Below are 18,054 nucleotides of genomic sequence, written 5' to 3' on the forward strand. Positions count from 1 at the left end.
CGATGCCGTTTCGTGGCCTCAGGAGCGCAGGCGCAACCCTCTCGGTGTGGCGTGGAAACCGGCCGCCTCCAGGGAGGGGCCCAGGGGGGACGTGAGCGAGGCCGCGGCGTTGATCCGCTCCACCGTCAGGGCCGGGAGGGTGCCCGCTCGGGAGGCTGCGGCCAAGGCCGTCACGGCCGAGACCAGGCGGGGGTCACCGGCCTCCGGCCAGGCCAGCAGGGTCTTGCCGCCGCGCTCCAGGTACAGGGTGAGTTCCCCGTCGACCAGGACCACCAGGGAGCCCGCCTTCCTGCCCGGCTTGTGGGTGGCCCCGGCCGGGGGCTCCGGCCAGGGCAGCGCCGCGCCGTACGCGTTCGCCGGATCGGCGGCGGCCAGTACCACCGCCGCCAGCGGAGGCGGGGTCCGCTCGGCGGCCCGGAGCCGGTCCACCGCGCCGTCCATCGCGAACTGGGCCGCGCCCAGCCCCTCGACCACATAGCCCCGACGGGCCTGGCCGCTGTCCTCGAAGGCCGAGAGGACGCGGTAGACCGCGCTGAAGCCGCCCTCGATCCCCTCCGCCGCCACCGCGCCCCGCGTCACCACGCCGTGCCGGTCCAGCAGCGTCCGGGCCAGGGCGTGCGCCCGGTGGGTCGGGTCGGGCGCCTGCGACGGCAGGACCGACCAGCGGCCCGACACCGTGGGCGGGCCGGTGCGGGACACGGTCGCCCCGAGCGTGCCGTACCGCCCGCGGGGGATGGTGCGCCGGGCCCGGTGCGCGGTGGACCCCGCGGTACGGCCCGAGCCGAGCAGCGACCGCAGGGGGGACAGGGTGTCGTTGGTCAGCCGGCCCGACCAGGCCAGGTCCCACAGCGCCTCGGCGAGGGCCATGTCGGAGGCCTCGGGCAGCCCGCCGGCGCGGACGGAGTCGGCGATCTGGCGGAAGAACAGGCCGTACCCGCCCTCCAGCGACGCCAGGACCGCCTGGTGGAGCGGGCTCTGCTCCAAGGGGTGCGGCGGGGGCAGGAGCAGCGGGGCCGCCTCCGCCAGGTAGAGGGAGACCCAGCCGTCCTTGCCCGGGAGGGCCCCGGCGCCCGCCCACACCACCTCGCCCGTGGTGGTCAGCTCGTCCAGCAGCGCCGGGGAGTACCCGCTTACCCGCGAGGGAAGGATCAGGCGTTCCAGCGCGGACGCCGGGACCGGCGCGCCCTGGAGCTGCTCGACCGCCCGGGCCAGGCCGTCGATGCCGCGCAGCGCTCCGCCCAGGTGCTGCCACTGCGGCAGGAAGGTGGCCAGAGAGGTCGGCGGGACCGGTTCCAGTTCCTGGCGCAGCGCGGCCAGGGAGCGGCGGCGGAGCCTGCGCAGCACCGCCGCGTCGCACCACTCCTGGCCGATGCCCGCCGGATGGAACTCGCCCTGGACCACGCGGCCGGCCGCCGCCAGGCGGTGCAGGGCGCCCTCGGTCACGGCCGCCCCCAGGCCGAAGCGGCCGGCCACGGCGGCCGTGGTGAACGGTCCGTGCGTACGGGCGTACCGGGCGAGGAGATCGCCCAGCGGATCCTTGACGGGCTCGGTGAAGGCCTCCGGCACACCGACCGGGAGCGCCGTGCCCAGCGCGTCGCGTAGCCGGCCCGCGTCCTCGATGGCCGCCCAGTGGTCGGTGCCGCCGATCCGGACCCGGATGGTGCGGCGGGCCGAGGACAGCTCGCGCACCCAGGACGGATCCGCCCCGCGCTCGGCCAGCTCGGCGTCCGTCAGCGGGCCCAGCAGCCGCAGCAGGTCCGCCACCGACTCGGCGTCCTTGGCCCGGCGGTCCTCGGTGCGCCACTGCAGCTCCCGCTCCAGCTCCTCCAGCACCTCCGCGTCCAGAAGTTCGCGCAGCTCCGCCTGGCCGAGCAGCTCGGCCAGCAGGCGGGAGTCCAGCGAGAGCGCGGCCGCCCGGCGCTCGGCGAGGGGCGAGTCCCCCTCGTACAGGAACTGGGCGACGTACCCGAAGAGCAACGACCGTGCGAAGGGGGACGGTTCGGGGGTGGTGACCTCGACCAGACGGACCCGGCGCGCTTCGATGTCGCCCATCAGCTCGGTCAGGCCGGGCACGTCGAAGACGTCCTGGAGGCATTCGCGTACGGCTTCCAGCACGATCGGGAACGAACCGAACTCCGAGGCGACCTGGAGCAGTTGGGAGGCGCGCTGGCGCTGCTGCCACAGGGGGGTGCGCTTGCCCGGACTGCGCCGCGGCAGCAGCAGGGCGCGGGCCGCGCACTCGCGGAACCGGGAGGCGAACAGCGCGGAGCCGCCGACCTGGTCGGTCACGAGCTGGTTGACGTCGCCGTGGTCGAAGGCGACATCCGCCGCCCCGATCGGGGCCTGCTCGTCGTCGAACTCGAAGGACTGCGTGGCCGCCGGGTCGTGGTCCAGCAGGTCCATGCTGAGCAGGTCGGCGTCGGGGAGACGGAGCACGATCCCGTCATCGGCGTGCATGACCTGCGCGTCCATGCCGTACTTCTCCGCGAGGCGGGCGCTCAGCGCCAGCGCCCACGGGGCGTGCACCTGCGCACCGAAGGGGGAGTGGACCACGACCCGCCAGTCGCCGAGCTCGTCGCGGAACCGCTCGACGACGATGGTCCGGTCGTCCGGCACGTGCCCGCAGGCCTCGCGCTGCTCGGCGAGGTACGCCAGCACGTTCTCGGCGGCCCAGGCGTCCAGGCCGGCCGCCAGCAGGCGCAGCCGGCCGTCCTCCTCGGTGAGGGCTCCGAGCTCGCGCAGGAAGGCGCCGACGGCGCGGCCGAGTTCGAGCGGGCGGCCCAGCTGGTCGCCCTTCCAGAACGGCAGCCGTCCCGGCACCCCGGGCGCCGGGGTGACCAGGACGCGGTCGCGGGTGATGTCCTCGATCCGCCAGGAGGTGGTGCCCAGCGTGAAGACGTCCCCGACGCGGGACTCGTAGACCATCTCCTCGTCCAGCTCGCCGACGCGGCCGCCGCCCTTCTTCGGGTCCGAGCCCGCGAGGAAGACGCCGAAGAGGCCCCGGTCCGGGATGGTGCCGCCCGAGGTCACGGCGAGCCGCTGCGCCCCGGGCCGGCCGGTGATCGTCCCGGCGACGCGGTCCCACACCACCCGGGGTCGCAGCTCGGCGAACGCGTCCGAGGGGTATCGGCCCGCCAGCATGTCGAGGACCGCCGTGAACGCCGACTCCGGCAGCGCCGCGAAGGGCGCCGCCCGGCGGACCAGGGCGAGGAGGTCGTCCAGCTGCCAGGTGTCCATGGCGGTCATCGCCACGAGCTGCTGGGCGAGGACGTCGAGGGGGTTGGAAGGGATCCGCAGGGACTCGATCGACCCGGTGCGCATCCGCTCGGTGACCACGGCCGCCTGCACCAGGTCGCCCCGGTACTTGGGGAAGACCACGCCGGTGGAGACCGCGCCCACCTGGTGCCCGGCCCGGCCCACGCGCTGGAGCCCGGAGGCCACCGACGGCGGGGACTCCACCTGGACCACCAGGTCCACGGCGCCCATGTCGATGCCCAGCTCCAGGCTGGAGGTGGCGACCACGGCGGGCAGCCGGCCCGCCTTGAGATCCTCCTCCACCAGGGCCCGCTGCTCCTTGGACACCGAGCCGTGGTGCGCACGGGCCAGCAGCGGCGGGGCACCCTGGGCGGCGCCGGACTGGGCCATGATCTCGGCCGGGGGCGGCGCCCCGTCGGCCAGTTGCTCGCCGGTGGCCCGCTCGTACGCGATCTCGTTGAGCCGGTTGCACAGCCGCTCGGCGAGGCGCCGGGAGTTGGCGAACACGATCGTCGAGCGGTGGGCCTGGACCAGATCGGCGATCCGCTCCTCCACGTGCGGCCAGATGGACGGCTTGTCGCCGCCCTCCTTGCCCTCGGTGGCGGGGGAACCGCCCAACTCGCCCATGTCCTGTACCGGGACGACCACCGACAGGTCGAACTCCTTGGACGACGGGGGCTGGACGATCTCGACCTTGCCGCGCGGCGCGAGATAGCGGGCCACCTCGTCCACCGGCCGGACCGTCGCCGACAGGCCGATCCGGCGGGCCGGGCGCGGCAGCAGCTCGTCCAGCCGTTCCAGGGAGAGCGCGAGGTGGGCGCCGCGCTTGGTCCCGGCGACCGCGTGCACCTCGTCCAGGATCACGGTCTCGATCCCGGCCAGGGCCTCCCGGGCGGCCGAGGTCAGCATCAGGAACAGGGACTCGGGGGTGGTGATGAGGATGTCCGGCGGCCGGGTGGCCAGCGCCCGCCGCTCGGCCGGCGGGGTGTCCCCGGAGCGGATGCCGACCCGGATCTCCGGCTCGGGCAGCCCGAGCCGGACGGACTCCTGGCGGATGCCGGTCAGCGGGCTGCGCAGATTGCGCTCCACGTCCACCGCCAGGGCCTTCAGCGGCGATACGTACAGCACCCGGCAGCGCTTCCTCGGCTCGGCCGGCGGTGGGGTCGAGGCCAGCTGGTCGAGGGCGGCGAGGAAGGCGGCCAGGGTCTTGCCGGAGCCGGTGGGCGCCACCACGAGCACGTCCGAGCCCGCCCCGATCGCCCGCCAGGCGCCTTCCTGCGCGGAGGTGGGCTTGACGAAGGCCCCCGTGAACCAGGAGCGGGTCGCGGGGGAGAACGATTCGAGCGCGGAGCCGGACATGCCCCCATCCTGCACCCCGGCACTGACAATGGGCCGGACCTGCGGGAACACCCCTGACCGCAGGGGCGCAGAATGGGGAGATGGGGACGAGCGGGAAGGACCAGGCGCGCCGGAAGGGCCGGGAGGAACAGGAGGGCCGGGAGGGCCGGGAGGGCCGGGAGGGCCGGGAGTGGGCCCGGCACTGGCAGTACCCCGAACTGCCGGGCCTGGACCTGCTGCGCGCCCACTACGTACGCCACACCTTCCCGCGCCACGCCCACGACGGCTACGTCATCGCGGCCGTCACCGGCGGCATCGAGGAGATCGGGCTCCCCGGCGCCACCCTGCGGGCCGGGCCCGGCAGCGTGGTCCTGATCAACCCCGAGGTGGCGCACACCGCGCGCGCGGGAGCGCCCGAGGGCTGGGCGTACTCCACCCTCTACCCGTCCCGCGAGCTGATCACCGAGGTCGCCGCCGAGATCGGCACCCTGCGCGGCACTCCCGGTTTCACCTCCGACATGGTCGCCGACCCCCAGGGCTCCCGGGTGATCACCGAGGTCCACCGGGCCGCCGAGGCCGGGAACGCGCTGGCCGCCGACACGCTGCTGCGGGGTGTGGTGGCGCGGATGCTCAGCCGGCACGCGGGCCCGCTGCCCACCCGTACGGTACGGCGCGCGGGCGCCGCCGACGCCGAGCGGGCCCGGTCCGTACTGGAGGGGCGGATGGCCGAGCCGCCTTCGCTGGAACAGCTGGCGGCGGAGCTGGGAACGAGCCCCTTCGCCCTGCTGCGGGCCTTCCGGGAGCGGTACGGAATGCCGCCGCACACCTGGCTGACCGACGCCCGCGTCCGGCGGGCCCGCCGGCTGCTCGACGCCGGCACCCCGCCGGCGGAGGCGGCCGTCGCCGTCGGCTTCACCGACCAGCCGCATCTCAACCGGCACTTCACCCGGATCGTGGGCGTGCCCCCGGGCGCCTATCGGCGCGGTCGAACAGGCGCTGCCGCTTGACCGGCGTGGGCCACACGGCCGCGGCGCCGAGGTGGTAGCCCAGTTCGCGGTACGCGTCGAACTGGGTGTGGTCGAACCACTGGTCCATGGTGCTCTGGCGGGGGAACGCCTTCTCCTTGAGCGCGTAGCTCAGCAGCTCGTACGGCATGTCAGGCGTCAGGCTCGCCTTCGCGAAGACGATGGTGCCGAGCCTCGTGCCCGGCTTGCCCGCTTCGAATTCCACGTCCTCCGGGTACTTGATGACTCCCTTGACGAGGCAGCTCGCGGAGAGCCGCGTGTTGAGGGCGGCCATCGGTTCCGTCGGTTCCACCTTCTCGGCGCTGCCGGGCACCAGCTTCAGCACGTCCTCCTGGTCGAAGGTGATCTGCACGCCCAGGTCCTCGTACGCGAGCGTCACCGCCTGGGCCAGGGTCGTGGCCAACGGTGGCGAGTCCCCCGAGGAGTCGATCACGTACACCGTGCGGCAGCGCAGCCGCAGCAGTTCCACCAGGCCCAGGTTGTCGAAGTGCCCGCCGTCGGTGCACAACAGCATCGGGCTGGTGTCCGAGTACCGGCCGACCAGCTCCTGGAGCTGATAGCGCAGCCGGCGGACGCGCGGAAGCCGCGGCATGACCCAGTCCGGGCCCCGCTCGACCAGCTTCGCGAGGTACAGGGGGTTGGGCACCCATGTCCCCAGCCGCAGGTTGGACAGGGCGAGCAACCGCTGCGCGGCCATCGACTGGGTGCCCATCGCCGAGGCGAAGGCGGCGCCGGACACCGCGACGGCGGACTGCACGGTGAGGTCGCGGCCGATCAGCGGGTGCGCCGTGCTCTCCATCGTGGTCGTCCGCACCCACCCGGTGTCCGGGCCGCCCACGTAGTCGTGGGAGAAGGTGAAGGGCACCGCGGGCCGGCCCGGCGCGGTGCGGTTGCGCAGCGACAGGGCCGCCGAGGTGACGAAGATGGTCTGTGGGAAAGCGCCTTCCCCGTCCACCACGCGCCGGCCGTGCTCGGACAGTTTGGTCCCCTCCGCGTTGTAGTCGTACGGAAGGGCGCCGACGGACCCGTCGCGCAGCACCGCCCGGCGCACGGAGAACGCGCCGGCCAGCCGCTGCCGGTAGAAGGGGTGCAGGCTGAAGGTGGTCTGGTCGACGGCGAGGCCGCAGAAGAGCAGCAGAACCGGCAGACCGCACCTCCACCATGCGCTCCAGCCGTTCGCGTAGACGGTGGACCAGGACAGCAGGGCCACACCGAAGAAAGCGACCAGCGCCAGGACCAGCCAGACCACGATCGTCTGGACCCAGCCGGTGCCGGTCCGGGTCACGATCGATCGGGCTCCCGAGAACCAACCCGCCTTCTCCCCGTCCGGTTTGACCTTCGTCACCCGGTTCTTGCCGGCGGTGAACAGCCCGCCCAGTCCGGTGGCGGCGGCCGTCAGCGCACCGAAGAGCGAGATGCCCTCGGGTCCCTCCGGGAAGACGTCCTCACGGTTGGCCAGCCAGGCGAAGAACCACAGCACCGTCGGCAGGACCACGGCGAACACGGTGACGGCGGCCGCCAGGGCCAGGATGCCCTTCACGGTGGTCCGTACCCACGGCGGGCGCCGGGACGACCTGCTCAGGGACGCCACCACGGACACCACCGCGGCGAGTGCCACGAGGGCGACGAGGGGCGTACGCACTTCACCGTGCAGCTGGCCGGACAGCCCCGGGAAAGAACCGTTCGAGTCCGTCCGCAGACGGTCGAGCGCGGTCATGGGGACGAGGTGGTAGAACGCGCCGAGACATACGCCGACGACGACGCAGGCCAGCGCCAGCAGGCCCAGCGACACGCACAGGCCGCGCAGGACGATGCCCGCGGCCAGCAGCTTCTCCCGCGGGCTGTCCGCGAGGTACTTCGCGTGCCGGCGGATGTGGTCCTCTTCAGGAGTGCCGGGCGCGAACACGTCCCGCACGGTGCCGAGGCGGGGGCCCGCGAGGCTGGGTGGCCGCTCGGAGGCAAGCGCGAGCTGGAACGCCCCGGAGGTGTAGCCGCCGCCCGATACGGACACCAGGTAACGTGCCTTGGCCAGTACGTCCCCCTCGCGCAGCGCCTGCAGCGCCCCCAGGGTGACCGAGGCGGACCGGATGCCGCCGCCGGAGACGCAGATGCCCACCTCCGCCGCTTCCCGTCCGGGCAGTTCGAGCGCGCGAGTGCGCCAGCGCTCCCTGGCACTGTCCAAAGGCGCCGCCGGGGCGGAGGGGGCCGGCCACTCGCTCACGGGGGTGGTCGCGTGCGGCGCGGCGGGAGGGGTGATGATGTCCGGTGCGCTCCACGGCACACCGCGGTTCGCGAGCTCGTGGGCCTTCTGCACGACGGGGTCACGGAAGGCGAAGGGCGGCGTGGGCGGTGCGTTCTTCACCTCGGCCCGGCGCAGCAGGACGAAGCGTGCCGCCAGAGTCAGGACGATCCACAGGGCCGCCGCCGCCAAGGGCCCGGCGATCGACCACTTGAGCAGCGCACACCACGACGCCCGCTGCCAGTCGCCGTCGGCGCCCGTGCCGAGCCCGTCCAGGGCCCGGTAGAGGAAGACGTTCTCGCAGATGTCCGCCGCGGCCAGCATTCCGGCGGCGGCCAGGCACCGGAAGGCGAACCTCTGCGACACCCTGCGGTACAGGAAGCAGCTGCCGAAGCCGAACACCGCGAGCAGCAGCAGCGTGTACCCGGGGATGAAGTGGAACGAGTCGAGCCAAAGGGCCCTGCGGAACGGCTCGCGCTGCCCTCCGCCCGGGACCGGACACCACAGGCTCTGCCCGTAGACGATCTCGCAGGCCCGGTCCCAGCCGCCCGCGAACTGGAGCGGCACCTCGCCGTGCAGCTCCCGGTACTTGCCGGCGTACAGGCCGCAGAACACGCCCCCGAGGATCAGCAGGACCCAGGAGACCGGCGCGGCCCACTTGGCATGTGAAGGACGTACGGCAACCGGTGTCGGAGCATTCTCCATGCACTCACCGTAGCCATCCGGGCTCCGAGCGTGGCGACAGGCGCGCAAGAACGTACAAGACCCGGATGCCGCGGCCTGCGTAGGTTCGCGGCGTGGGAGAACATCGGATGGTGATACGAGAGACCCCCGACGGGGTCGCCGCCGGGCGGCCGCGGGCCGCTGTCGTGCGGGACGCGCTCGGGGTCGGAGTGGCCGTCGGGCTGTCCGGGTTCGCGTTCGGGGTGACCGCCGCGGGGGCGGGGATCAGCGTGGCGCAGGCCTGCGTACTGAGCCTGCTCGTCTTCACCGGCGCCTCGCAGTTCGCGCTGGTCGGGGCGCTGGCGGCCGGCGGGAACCCGTTCACGGCCGCCGCCGGCGCCTTCTTCCTCGGGACACGGAACGCCTTCTACGGGCTGCGGCTGTCGCAGCTGCTCGCCCTGCCGCGGGCCGTGCGGCCCTTCGCCGCCCACTGGGTCATCGACGAGACGACCGCCGTGGCACTGGCGCAGCCCGACCGGAAGTCGGCCCGCCTCGGGTTCGGCGTCACCGGGCTCAGCCTGTACCTGCTGTGGAACCTCACCACCCTGCTGGGCGCGCTCGGCGCCGAGGCCATCGGCGACACCTCCGCGTGGGGGCTGGACGCCGCCGGGCCCGCCGTGTTCCTGGCGCTGCTCGCGCCGATGCTGAAGACCTCCACCGAGCGGGCGGTCGCCGCACTCGCGCTCGTCCTCGGGCTCGGCTTCCTGCCCGTGCTGCCCGCCGGGGTGCCCGTACTGGTCGCCGCGCTGGCCGCCCCGGCCGTGCTGTGGATGAAGGGACGCCGCTCGTGAACGTCTGGATCGCCATCGGGCTCACCGTCGCCGGCTGCTACGCCGTCAAGCTCGCCGGGCTGCTCGTCCCCGCCGGGGCCCTGGAACGGCCTCTCGTGCGCCGCCTCGCCGCCCTGCTGCCGGTCGCGCTGCTCGCCGCGCTCACCGCCCAACAGACCTTCAGCACCGGGCACGCCCTCGTCCTCGACGCCCGCGCCGCCGGGCTCGCGGCCGCCGCGGTCGCCCTGCTGCTGCGGGCCCCGTTCCTGCTGGTCGTCGCGGCCGCCGTCGCCGTCACCGCGGGAGTACGGGCCCTGGGCGGCTAGCCGGGGGGTGTCGTACGGATCACCGCCGGGCCGAGGGGGCGACCGTACGCCCGCAGGGTGAGCAGGGCCTCCAGGGTCGCGATCGGGCGCCGTTCCAGCGCGCTGCCCGGCGCCCAGGCCCGGCGGCGCACCGGCCAGCCGCCGTCCGCCTGCTGCTCGGAGGCCAGGAAGTCCAGCGAGCGGCGCAGCTCCTCGTCGGTGAACCAGCCCCTGGCCAGCGACTCCGGCCGCCGCGCGTAGTCGTGCGGGTACAGCTGCTCGCCCGGCGCGTAGCCGGGGGCGGGCGGGTACTCGTGCCGCCGCCGCGGATCCAGCACCACGAGCCGCTGTTCGCGCACCAGCCGCCCCAGCCGGTCCGCGGCCGCCGCCGCGCGGGCCCGGTCGGGGGAGCCGTCGAGGAAGGCCACCGCGCTCTGGATCTCGTACGGATGCGAGCGGCGCAGGCTCTCGACCCGGTCCCAGCAGAAGTCCGTGGCCCGGAACAGCCACGCGTGCCAGATCCGGTTGCGGTGCAGTACGCCGACGACCGGACCCGTGGTCAGCAGCTCGCCCGGAGGGTCGTCGAAGACCGGGTGGTAGGGCGCCGCCGGGTAGCCGCGCGGGGCCGGGAAGACCACCGGAAGCGCCCCGTCGGCCGTGGAGACCCGGGTCAGGTGGCGGCAGAGCCGCTCGATGCGCTGACCGGCGCAGCGGCCCAGGCTGTCCAGCACGCGCAGCGCGTGCGCGGTGTGCAGGGGCTGGCTGAGCGGGCCGCGCAGGTCCGGATCGAGCGCGTGCCCGTAGCCGCCGTCGACGTTGAGGTAGGAGCACAGGGCGGTGTCCACCGGGTCGGCGTCCCCGCCGAGGAAGTGGAACGCGAACCGCCGCTGCTCCAGCACGCGGGCCGTGAGCCAGATGAACTGCTCGGCGCGGGCCAGCGGGGCCGGGGCGGCCGACGAGGGGGCTTCGTCTCCAGGCATGCGAGAAACCGTAGGGGCCCGTCGTGGGGCCAGGGGGACGAACGGAACGGGTGCACTCTCCGGGGCGCGATACTGGCCTCATGCGGTTGACGATTTTCTGGGAGCGGATGGCGGAGCACTTCGGTGAGGCCTACGCGGACTCCTTCGCCCGGGACCACGTCATGACGGAGCTGGGCGGACGGACCGTCCACCAGGCGCTGGACGCGGGCTGGGAGACCAAGGACGTGTGGCGGGCCGTGTGTGCGGCGATGGACGTGCCGGCCTCGCTGCGCTGATCTGCGCCGCTTTTACGGTCCGGGCGGCCGGTGGGCCAGACTTGCCCGCGTGGCAGCCACTGATGAGACGAACGACCGGCCCGAAGGACCCCAGGGGGCCGGGAACGCGACGCCGGCCTGGCCGGTCGACCCGGGCCGCTCCGCGGGCCCGCCCGGAGGCGGCAGGCCCGCGGCCGGTGGCGCAGGGGCGGCGCGGATGCCGCAGTGGCTGCCGCGCGCCGTGGTGCTCGTACTGGCCCTGGTGGCCTGCTTCCAGCTCGGCAGCTGGGCCTTCCACCAGCTGATCGGGCTGCTCATCAACATCCTGATCGCGTTCTTCCTCGCGCTCGCGATCGAACCCGCGGTGTCCCGGATGGCGGCCCGCGGGATGCGCCGCGGGCTCGCCACCTTCCTGATGTTCCTCGGGGTGTTCGTCGCGAGCGCGGGCTTCCTGACGCTGCTCGGCTCCATGCTCGCCGGGCAGATCGTCGAGATGGTGGAGGGCTTCCCGCACTACCTCGACTCGGTGATCGACTCGATCAACCGCACCTTCCACACCGAGCTGTCCCGGCTGGAGATCCAGGAGAGCCTGCTGCGCTCCGACTGGCTGCGCAAGTACGTGCAGAACAGCGCGACCGGCGTGCTCGACGTGTCCGCCACCGTGCTCGGCGCACTCTTCAAGCTGCTGACGATCGGGCTGTTCTCCTTCTACTTCGCCGCCGACGGGCCGCGGCTGCGGCGCGCGCTGTGCTCCGTCCTGCCGCCCGCGAAGCAGGCCGAGGTGCTGCGCGCCTGGGAGATCGCCGTCACCAAGACGGGCGGGTACCTCTATTCGCGCGGTCTGATGGCGCTGATCTCCGGTATCGCGCACTACATCCTGCTGGTGATCCTCGGAGTGCCGTACGCGCCCGCGCTCGCCGTGTGGGTGGGCCTGGTCTCCCAGTTCATCCCCACCATCGGCACCTATCTCGCGGGCGCGCTGCCGATCCTGCTGGCCTTCACCGTCAACCCCTGGTACGCGCTGTACGTCCTCGGCTTCGTGGTGATCTACCAGCAGTTCGAGAACTACGTCCTCCAGCCGAAGCTGACCTCGAAGACGGTGGACATCCACCCCGCGGTGGCCTTCGGCTCGGTGGTCGCCGGCACGGCCCTGCTGGGCGCGGTCGGGGCGCTCATCGCGATCCCGGCCGTCGCCACGCTGCAGGCGTTCCTCGGCGCGTACGTGAAGCGGTACGAGCTCACGCGGGACGCGGAGACCTCTACTTCCCGTCCCCGCCGCCGAGTACGCCTGCCAAGGTTTCGGTGACCGTCGCCTCGGCGGTCTCCTTCACCACTCCGAGGCCGCTGAGCAGGCCCTCGCCGTTCTCCAGCTCCAGGAGCGCGAGCAGGATGTGCTCGGTGCCGACGAAGCCGTGGCCCAGGCGCAGCGCCTCGCGGAAGGTGAGCTCCAGGGCCTTCTTCGCGGACGCGTCGAAGGGGATGAGGTCGGGAACCTCGGCCTCCGGCGGGGGCAGTACGGCGGCCGCGGCGGCGCGTACCCGGTCCGGCTCGACCCCCTGGGCGCGCAGGGCGAGGCCGGCGACGCCGTCGAGCTCGGCCAGCAGGCCGAGGACCAGGTGCTCGGTGCGGATCTCGGTGCCGCCGGCGGCGCGGGCCTCGTTCTGCGCGGCCATGACGACGTTGCGGGCGCGGGGGGTGAAGCGGCCGAAGCCCGCGCTGGGGTCGAGGCCGGGGTCGCCCTCCTTGTCCGCCTTGGGGACGAAGCGCTTCTGGGCGGCCTGGCGGGTGACGCCCATGCTCCGGCCGATGTCGGTCCAGGAGGCGCCGGAGCGGCGGGCCTGGTCGACGAAGTGGCCGATGAGGTGGTCCGCCACGTCACCGAGGTGCTCGGCGGCGACGACGGCGCCGCTGAGCTGCTCCAGGGTGTCGGTGTGGACCTGCTTGATGGCCTCGATGAGGTCGTCGAGGCGTACCGGATGGGTCATGCGAACGGGTTCCACGGATGGGTTCGTCATGAGTGCAACCGTAGGTTGACAGTCCCGGGCTGTCAACCGTTGGTTGTCACTTCGCGCCTCCGGTCCCGGCGTGGCGGCCTCCGGGGCTCTCGCGTGGCGAGCTTGACAGGGAAATCGAACATCCATTCTGATGAGTTATCCACAGCCGAACCGGTCGTGGAGGCGCATTGTCAGTGGCAGGCATTAGCGTCAATGGCGTGAAGCGATCGACTCAAGCAAACCGGGTGGAACCCATGGCAGGCACCGACCGCGAGAAGGCTCTCGACGCCGCGCTCGCACAGATTGAACGGCAATTCGGCAAGGGTGCGGTCATGCGCCTCGGCGACAAGCCGAACGACCCCATCGAGGTCATCCCCACCGGGTCGACCGCGCTGGACATCGCCCTCGGCGTGGGCGGGCTGCCCCGTGGCCGCGTGATCGAGGTGTACGGGCCGGAGTCCTCCGGTAAGACGACCCTGACCCTGCACGCCGTGGCCAACGCGCAGAAGGCCGGCGGCACCGTCGCCTTCGTGGACGCCGAGCACGCGCTCGACCCCGAGTACGCGAAGGCCCTCGGCGTCGACACCGACAACCTCATCCTGTCGCAGCCGGACACCGGCGAGCAGGCGCTGGAGATCGTGGACATGCTCGTCCGCTCCGGTGCCCTCGACCTGATCGTCATCGACTCCGTGGCGGCCCTGGTGCCCCGCGCCGAGATCGAGGGCGAGATGGGCGACTCGCACGTGGGTCTCCAGGCCCGCCTGATGAGCCAGGCGCTCCGCAAGATCACCGGTGCGCTCAACCAGTCCAAGACCACCGCGATCTTCATCAACCAGCTCCGCGAGAAGATCGGTGTGATGTTCGGCTCGCCGGAGACCACCACCGGTGGCCGCGCGCTGAAGTTCTACGCCTCCGTACGTCTCGACATCCGCCGCATCGAGACCCTCAAGGACGGCACGGACGCGGTCGGCAACCGCACCCGCGTCAAGGTCGTCAAGAACAAGGTCGCGCCGCCGTTCAAGCAGGCCGAGTTCGACATCCTCTACGGCCAGGGCATCAGCCGCGAGGGCGGCCTGATCGACATGGGCGTGGAGCACGGCTTCGTGCGCAAGGCCGGCGCCTGGTACACGTACGAGGGCGACCAGCTCGGCCAGGGCAAGGAGAACGCCCGCAACTTCCTGAAGGACAACCCCGACCTCGCCAACGAGATCGAGCGGAAGATCAAGGAGAAGCTGGGCGTGGGCGTGCGCAAGGACGACGCCGCCGCCGAGGCGGCCACCGCGCCGGCCGACGCGGCCGTGCCCGCCCCGGCGACGAAGGCCAAGACGACGGCCAAGGCCGCCGTCGCCAAGAGCTGAACCCGTGCGGGAGCAGGAAGGGGGCGGCGGACGCCGCGGAGGCCGTGAAGGCCGCCAGGAACTGCCGCCCCAGAGCCCCGAGGAGCAGGCGCGGGCGATCTGTCTGCGCCTGCTCACCGGGAGCCCCCGCACCCGGCGCCAGCTCGCGGACGCCCTGCACAAGCGGGGCATCCCCGAGGAGGTGTCACAGCAGGTCCTCTCCCGGTACGAGGAGGTGGGCCTGATCGACGACGCCGCCTTCGCCGGGGCCTGGGTCGAGTCCCGGCACCGCGGCCGGGGCCTGGCACGCCGGGCGCTCGCACAGGAGCTCCGGACCAAGGGGGTGCACGCCACCCTCGTGGAGGAGGCCCTGGGCCGGCTCGACTCCGAGCAGGAGGAGCAGACCGCCCGGGAGCTCGTGGAGCGCAAGCTCCGCTCCACCCGGGGCCTCGAGCGAGACAAGCGGATCAGGCGCCTCGCCGGGATGCTCGCCCGCAAGGGGTACCCCGAGGGCATGGCCCTGCGGGTGGTCCGCCGCGCGCTGGAGTCGGAGGGCGAGGACGCCGGCGAACCGGGGTACCCCGGGGAGTGAGCCGGAGCGCCCGGGGTGGGGGTAGCCCCCGGGTGCGGACGCCGGAGTACGCCAATGTCAGGAGGCGTGCCGAGCAGCAGAGTTGACCGCATGATGCTGCGTTACGCCCTTCAGACCGTCAGGGACCGCAAAGCCGGTTTCCTCGGCGCCTTCGTCGCGCTCCTGTGCGCGGCCGCCCTCGTCACCGCCTGCGGCACGCTCCTGGAAACGGGCCTCCGCGGAAAGATCGGCACCGAGCGCTACGCGGCCACGCCGGTCCTCGTCTCCGCCGACCAGAACGTCCACCAGACGACGGTCAAGGAGAAGAAGGGCAAGACGAAGGAGAAGCACAAGGCCAAGCCCGTCGCCGAACGGGCCTGGCTCCCCGCCGCCACCCTGGACACGGTGCGGGCCGTGCCCGGCGTCGAGCGGGCCGTGCCCGAACTCACCTTCCAGGCCGTCCCGCTGCTCAAGGCACCGGCGGCCGACGCGAAGCCCTCGTACGGGCACGCCTGGACCTCCGCCGTCCTCACCCCCTTCACGCTCGCCGCCGGCCGAGCCCCCCAGGGCGCAGACGAGGTCGTCGTCGACCACGCGCTGGCCACCCGCGCGGGGCTCCAGCCCGGCTCCCAGCTCACCGTGCAGTCCACCGGCGAGCCCAAGACGTACCGGGTGAGCGGCATCGCGCAGACCGCCCGCGGTGACCTCGCCGAGCAGAGCGCGCTCTTCTTCGCCGACGCCGAGGCCCAGCGGCTCGCCGCCCGCGACGGGCAGCTCAGCGCCATCGGTGTGCTGCCCGCACCCGGCGTCGACGCCGGCCGGCTGGCCGGGCAGCTCACCCAGGCGCTCAAGGGCAGCACGGCGCAGGTCACCACGGGCGACGAGCGCGGGCCCGTGGAGTTCCTCGACGCCGCCGGCGCCCGGATCAAGCTGGTCTCCATGGGCGGCGCGATGGGCGGCACCTCGTTGCTCGTCGCGATCCTCGTGGTCGTCGGCACCTTCGCCCTCTCCATCCAGCAGCGCTACCGCGAACTCGCCCTGCTGCGGGCCATCGCCGCCACGCCCAGGCAGCTGCGGCGCATGATCGGCCGGGAAGCGCTGGTCGTCGGCCTGGCCGCCGGGATCGCCGGGGCGCTCGCCGGACTGCCGCTCGCCGGGTGGCTGTACGGCCGGTTCGTCGACAGCGGGATCGTCCCCACCGCCCTGGAACGCACCGCCGGCATCTTCCCGATGGTGGTCGCCGTCGGCGCGAGCCTGCTCGGGGCGTGGGCCGCCGCGCGGATCACCGGGCGGCGGATCGCCCGGATCCGCCCCGCCGAGGCGCTCGCCGAAGCGGCACTGGAGGGGCGCCGGCCGGCATGGATCCGCAGCGTGTTCGGTGTGCTGCTGCTGGCCGGCGGGGCGGTCCTGGTCGTGGTGCTCGCCTCGCTGCGTACCGAGCCCGCCTCGACCCCGGTCACCTTCCTGGCCGTGGTGGTCCTGGCGGGGGCGGTCTCACTGCTCGGCCCGCTGCTGGTACGGGCCGCCACCGCGCTGCTCGCCGGTCCGCTGCGGCTGGCCGGCCCGGGCGGTCACCTCGCCACCGCGAACCTGCGCGGCAACGCCGTCCGGATGGCCTCCGCCGTCACCCCGCTCGCGCTGCTGGTCGGCATGACCTGCACCGTGCTCTTCATCACCCCGACGCTCGGGGACGCCGCCCGGACGCAGGCCCGCGACGGGGTCCGGGCCGGGTGGGTGCTGGCCGCGCAGGGACCGGGCGTCACGCGGGAGGCCGCCGAGCGCATCCGCCGCACCCCCGGGGTCACGGCGGCCACCGAGATCGTGCACACGTCGGTACGGGTGGGGCTGACGAAGTACGGCGCGCAGGGCGTGACCCCGGCCGGGCTGACCCGCACCTGGGACCCCGAGGTGACGCGCGGCACCCTGGACGGCTTCGGGGACGGCAGCGCGGCGGTGAGCGAACTCGCCGCCGACCAGCTGGGGCTGAGGCCCGGGAGCCGGCTGGAGCTGACGCTGGGGGACGGGACTCCGGTGACGCTGACGGTCTGCGCCGTGTACGCGCGGGGGCTGGGCTTCGGTGACCTGACGCTGCCGCACGGGCTGGTGGCGGCGCACGTGGACAATCCGCTGGCCGGCAGCGTGCTGGTGGCGGCCGAACCGGGCACCGGGCGGGAGCGGTTGGCCGCCGCCGTGAAGGGCTTCCCGGGGGTGGCGGTGCTGTCCGCGCGGGACGCGGACGAGGTGCGGGCCGAGCGCGCCGACGCCGGAGCGGAGATCAACCTGCTGGCGATGGGGCTGGTACTGGCCTTCACGGCGATCGCGGTGGCCAACACGCTGGCCATGTCGACCGCCGAACGGGTTCGGGAGTTCGGGATGCTGAGGCTGGCGGGCGCGAAGCGCAGGCAGGTACTGCGGATGCTGCGGGCGGAGGCGGTGGCCGTGGTGCTGATCGGGGTGGTGCTGGGGTCGGGGATCGCCCTGGCGGTACTGACCGCCTTCAGCGTCGGCATGACGGGGGTGGCGGCGCCGGCCGTGCTGCCCGTCGCCTACGCGGGGGTGGTGGGGGTGGCCGGTCTGCTGGCCCTGTCCGCCACTGCCCTCCCGGGCCGGGTGGCGCTCCGGGTCCGCCCGGTGGACGTGGCCTCGTCCAAGCCCTGACCGCCTACGGAGCCGGCCCTGCTCCGCGCTCCCCGGCGGGGCCGGGCGGGCCCGTGCGGGCCAGTGACCGGGGCTCCGCCCCGTGCCCCGCTGCTCAATCGCCGCAGGGGCTGGGTGGTGGTGCGGCTGGGTGGGCCGGTGCGGGTCAGTGTTCGGGGCTCTGCCCCGCGCCCCGCTGCTCAATCGCCGCAGGGGCTGGATTTGGCTGCTGCTGTCTGCGTGGCGCCGCTGGGTTGCCCGCGAGGCACATTCAGCCTCGGCGGCGTTTGAGGCGGGGGTCTGCCCCGTGTCCCGCTGCTCGATTGCCGCGGGGGCTGGGTTTGGCTGCTGGCGTTCCCTGGCGCGGCTGGGTTGCCCGACGGGGGCACACTTCAGCCTCGCCGGCGTTTGAGGCGCGGGGTCTGGGGCGGAGCCCCAGGTCTTTTCAGCCCGGCCGGCGTTTGAGGGCCGGGTCCGGGCGGAGCCCGGGGAACGGTGGAAGGGCGGGTAGGGGACGGCTCCGCGCAGCGGCCCCCGCCCGAGCCGCAGACCGAGCTCCCAGCCGAGCCCCCGGCCCAGCCCCCGGCCGAGCTCCGAGCCGAGCCCCCGGTCCAGCCTCCGGCCGA

The 18,054-nt window shown here is 73.7% G+C and carries 12 protein-coding genes; 8 read left to right on the plus strand and 4 right to left on the minus strand.

Annotated elements, in window-relative coordinates; translation table 11 throughout:
* Positions 1–18: 18 nt before the first annotated feature.
* On the minus strand, positions 19–4,614 hold the full coding sequence (locus ACIP5M_RS20975; RefSeq protein ID WP_401199121.1) for an ATP-dependent helicase: 4,596 nt from the start codon (positions 4,612–4,614) through the stop codon (positions 19–21).
* A gap of 80 nt (positions 4,615–4,694) precedes the next feature.
* Between ACIP5M_RS20975 and ACIP5M_RS20980 the strand changes: the two genes are divergently transcribed.
* Positions 4,695–5,600 (plus strand): AraC family transcriptional regulator, encoded by a 906-nt coding sequence (locus ACIP5M_RS20980; RefSeq protein WP_401199123.1) that lies wholly within the window; start codon positions 4,695–4,697, stop codon positions 5,598–5,600.
* Here the strand turns inward: ACIP5M_RS20980 and ACIP5M_RS20985 are convergent.
* Positions 5,536–8,562, minus strand: a complete 3,027-nt coding sequence (locus ACIP5M_RS20985; protein ID WP_401199125.1) for a hypothetical protein — start codon at positions 8,560–8,562, stop codon at positions 5,536–5,538. The genes ACIP5M_RS20980 and ACIP5M_RS20985 overlap by 65 nt on opposite strands.
* Positions 8,563–8,669: 107 nt before the next feature.
* Between ACIP5M_RS20985 and ACIP5M_RS20990 the strand changes: the two genes are divergently transcribed.
* On the plus strand, positions 8,670–9,371 hold the full coding sequence (locus ACIP5M_RS20990) for an AzlC family ABC transporter permease (protein WP_401199127.1): 702 nt from the start codon (positions 8,670–8,672) through the stop codon (positions 9,369–9,371).
* Complete coding sequence (locus ACIP5M_RS20995; protein WP_401199128.1) at positions 9,368–9,676, plus strand: AzlD domain-containing protein; 309 nt, start codon at positions 9,368–9,370, stop codon at positions 9,674–9,676. Before ACIP5M_RS20990 ends, ACIP5M_RS20995 begins: the two co-directional genes overlap by 4 nt.
* Here the strand turns inward: ACIP5M_RS20995 and ACIP5M_RS21000 are convergent.
* The gene (locus ACIP5M_RS21000; RefSeq protein ID WP_401199130.1) at positions 9,673–10,635 is read right to left on the minus strand and encodes a hypothetical protein; all 963 of its coding nucleotides are present in this window, start codon (positions 10,633–10,635) and stop codon (positions 9,673–9,675) included. The genes ACIP5M_RS20995 and ACIP5M_RS21000 overlap by 4 nt on opposite strands.
* 80 nt (positions 10,636–10,715) lie before the next feature.
* On the opposite strand from ACIP5M_RS21000, the gene ACIP5M_RS21005 reads away from it, so the two are divergent.
* Complete coding sequence (locus ACIP5M_RS21005; RefSeq protein ID WP_401199132.1) at positions 10,716–10,910, plus strand: DUF3046 domain-containing protein; 195 nt, start codon at positions 10,716–10,718, stop codon at positions 10,908–10,910.
* A gap of 49 nt (positions 10,911–10,959) precedes the next feature.
* The gene (locus ACIP5M_RS21010; RefSeq protein ID WP_401199134.1) at positions 10,960–12,195 is read left to right on the plus strand and encodes an AI-2E family transporter; all 1,236 of its coding nucleotides are present in this window, start codon (positions 10,960–10,962) and stop codon (positions 12,193–12,195) included.
* Here the strand turns inward: ACIP5M_RS21010 and ACIP5M_RS21015 are convergent.
* Complete coding sequence (locus ACIP5M_RS21015; RefSeq protein WP_401199136.1) at positions 12,149–12,904, minus strand: Clp protease N-terminal domain-containing protein; 756 nt, start codon at positions 12,902–12,904, stop codon at positions 12,149–12,151. The genes ACIP5M_RS21010 and ACIP5M_RS21015 overlap by 47 nt on opposite strands.
* Positions 12,905–13,137: 233 nt before the next feature.
* On the opposite strand from ACIP5M_RS21015, the gene recA reads away from it, so the two are divergent.
* The 3 genes from recA to ACIP5M_RS21030 all read left to right on the plus strand — a co-directional run bounded on the left by recA (position 13,138) and on the right by ACIP5M_RS21030 (position 17,449).
* Positions 13,138–14,241 carry a recombinase RecA gene (gene recA / locus ACIP5M_RS21020; protein ID WP_401199138.1) on the plus strand — a complete coding sequence of 368 codons (1,104 nt, stop codon included), beginning with the start codon at positions 13,138–13,140 and terminating at the stop codon, positions 14,239–14,241.
* A gap of 4 nt (positions 14,242–14,245) precedes the next feature.
* Positions 14,246–14,812, plus strand: a complete 567-nt coding sequence (recX, locus tag ACIP5M_RS21025) for a recombination regulator RecX (RefSeq protein WP_401199140.1) — start codon at positions 14,246–14,248, stop codon at positions 14,810–14,812.
* A 90-nt stretch (positions 14,813–14,902) separates the two neighbouring features.
* Positions 14,903–17,449 carry an FtsX-like permease family protein gene (locus ACIP5M_RS21030; RefSeq protein WP_401199142.1) on the plus strand — a complete coding sequence of 849 codons (2,547 nt, stop codon included), beginning with the start codon at positions 14,903–14,905 and terminating at the stop codon, positions 17,447–17,449.
* Positions 17,450–18,054: the final 605 nt, after the last annotated feature.

This window comes from Streptomyces sp. NPDC088762, from assembly GCF_044750905.1.
Taxonomy (GTDB): Bacteria; Actinomycetota; Actinomycetes; order Streptomycetales; family Streptomycetaceae; genus Streptomyces.

What these genes read in the sequence shown, in the direction of transcription:
- ACIP5M_RS20975 (WP_401199121.1), bottom strand. Translation starts at nt 4,614, where the DNA reads ATGTCCGGCTCCGCGCTCGAATCGTTCTCCCCCGCGACCCGCTCCTGG.
- ACIP5M_RS20980 (WP_401199123.1), top strand. Translation starts at nt 4,695, where the DNA reads ATGGGGACGAGCGGGAAGGACCAGGCGCGCCGGAAGGGCCGGGAGGAA.
- ACIP5M_RS20985 (WP_401199125.1), bottom strand. Translation starts at nt 8,562, where the DNA reads ATGGAGAATGCTCCGACACCGGTTGCCGTACGTCCTTCACATGCCAAG.
- ACIP5M_RS20990 (WP_401199127.1), top strand. Translation starts at nt 8,670, where the DNA reads ATGGTGATACGAGAGACCCCCGACGGGGTCGCCGCCGGGCGGCCGCGG.
- ACIP5M_RS21000 (WP_401199130.1), bottom strand. Translation starts at nt 10,635, where the DNA reads ATGCCTGGAGACGAAGCCCCCTCGTCGGCCGCCCCGGCCCCGCTGGCC.
- ACIP5M_RS21005 (WP_401199132.1), top strand. Translation starts at nt 10,716, where the DNA reads ATGCGGTTGACGATTTTCTGGGAGCGGATGGCGGAGCACTTCGGTGAG.
- ACIP5M_RS21015 (WP_401199136.1), bottom strand. Translation starts at nt 12,904, where the DNA reads ATGACGAACCCATCCGTGGAACCCGTTCGCATGACCCATCCGGTACGC.
- recA (WP_401199138.1), top strand. Translation starts at nt 13,138, where the DNA reads ATGGCAGGCACCGACCGCGAGAAGGCTCTCGACGCCGCGCTCGCACAG.
- ACIP5M_RS21030 (WP_401199142.1), top strand. Translation starts at nt 14,903, where the DNA reads ATGATGCTGCGTTACGCCCTTCAGACCGTCAGGGACCGCAAAGCCGGT.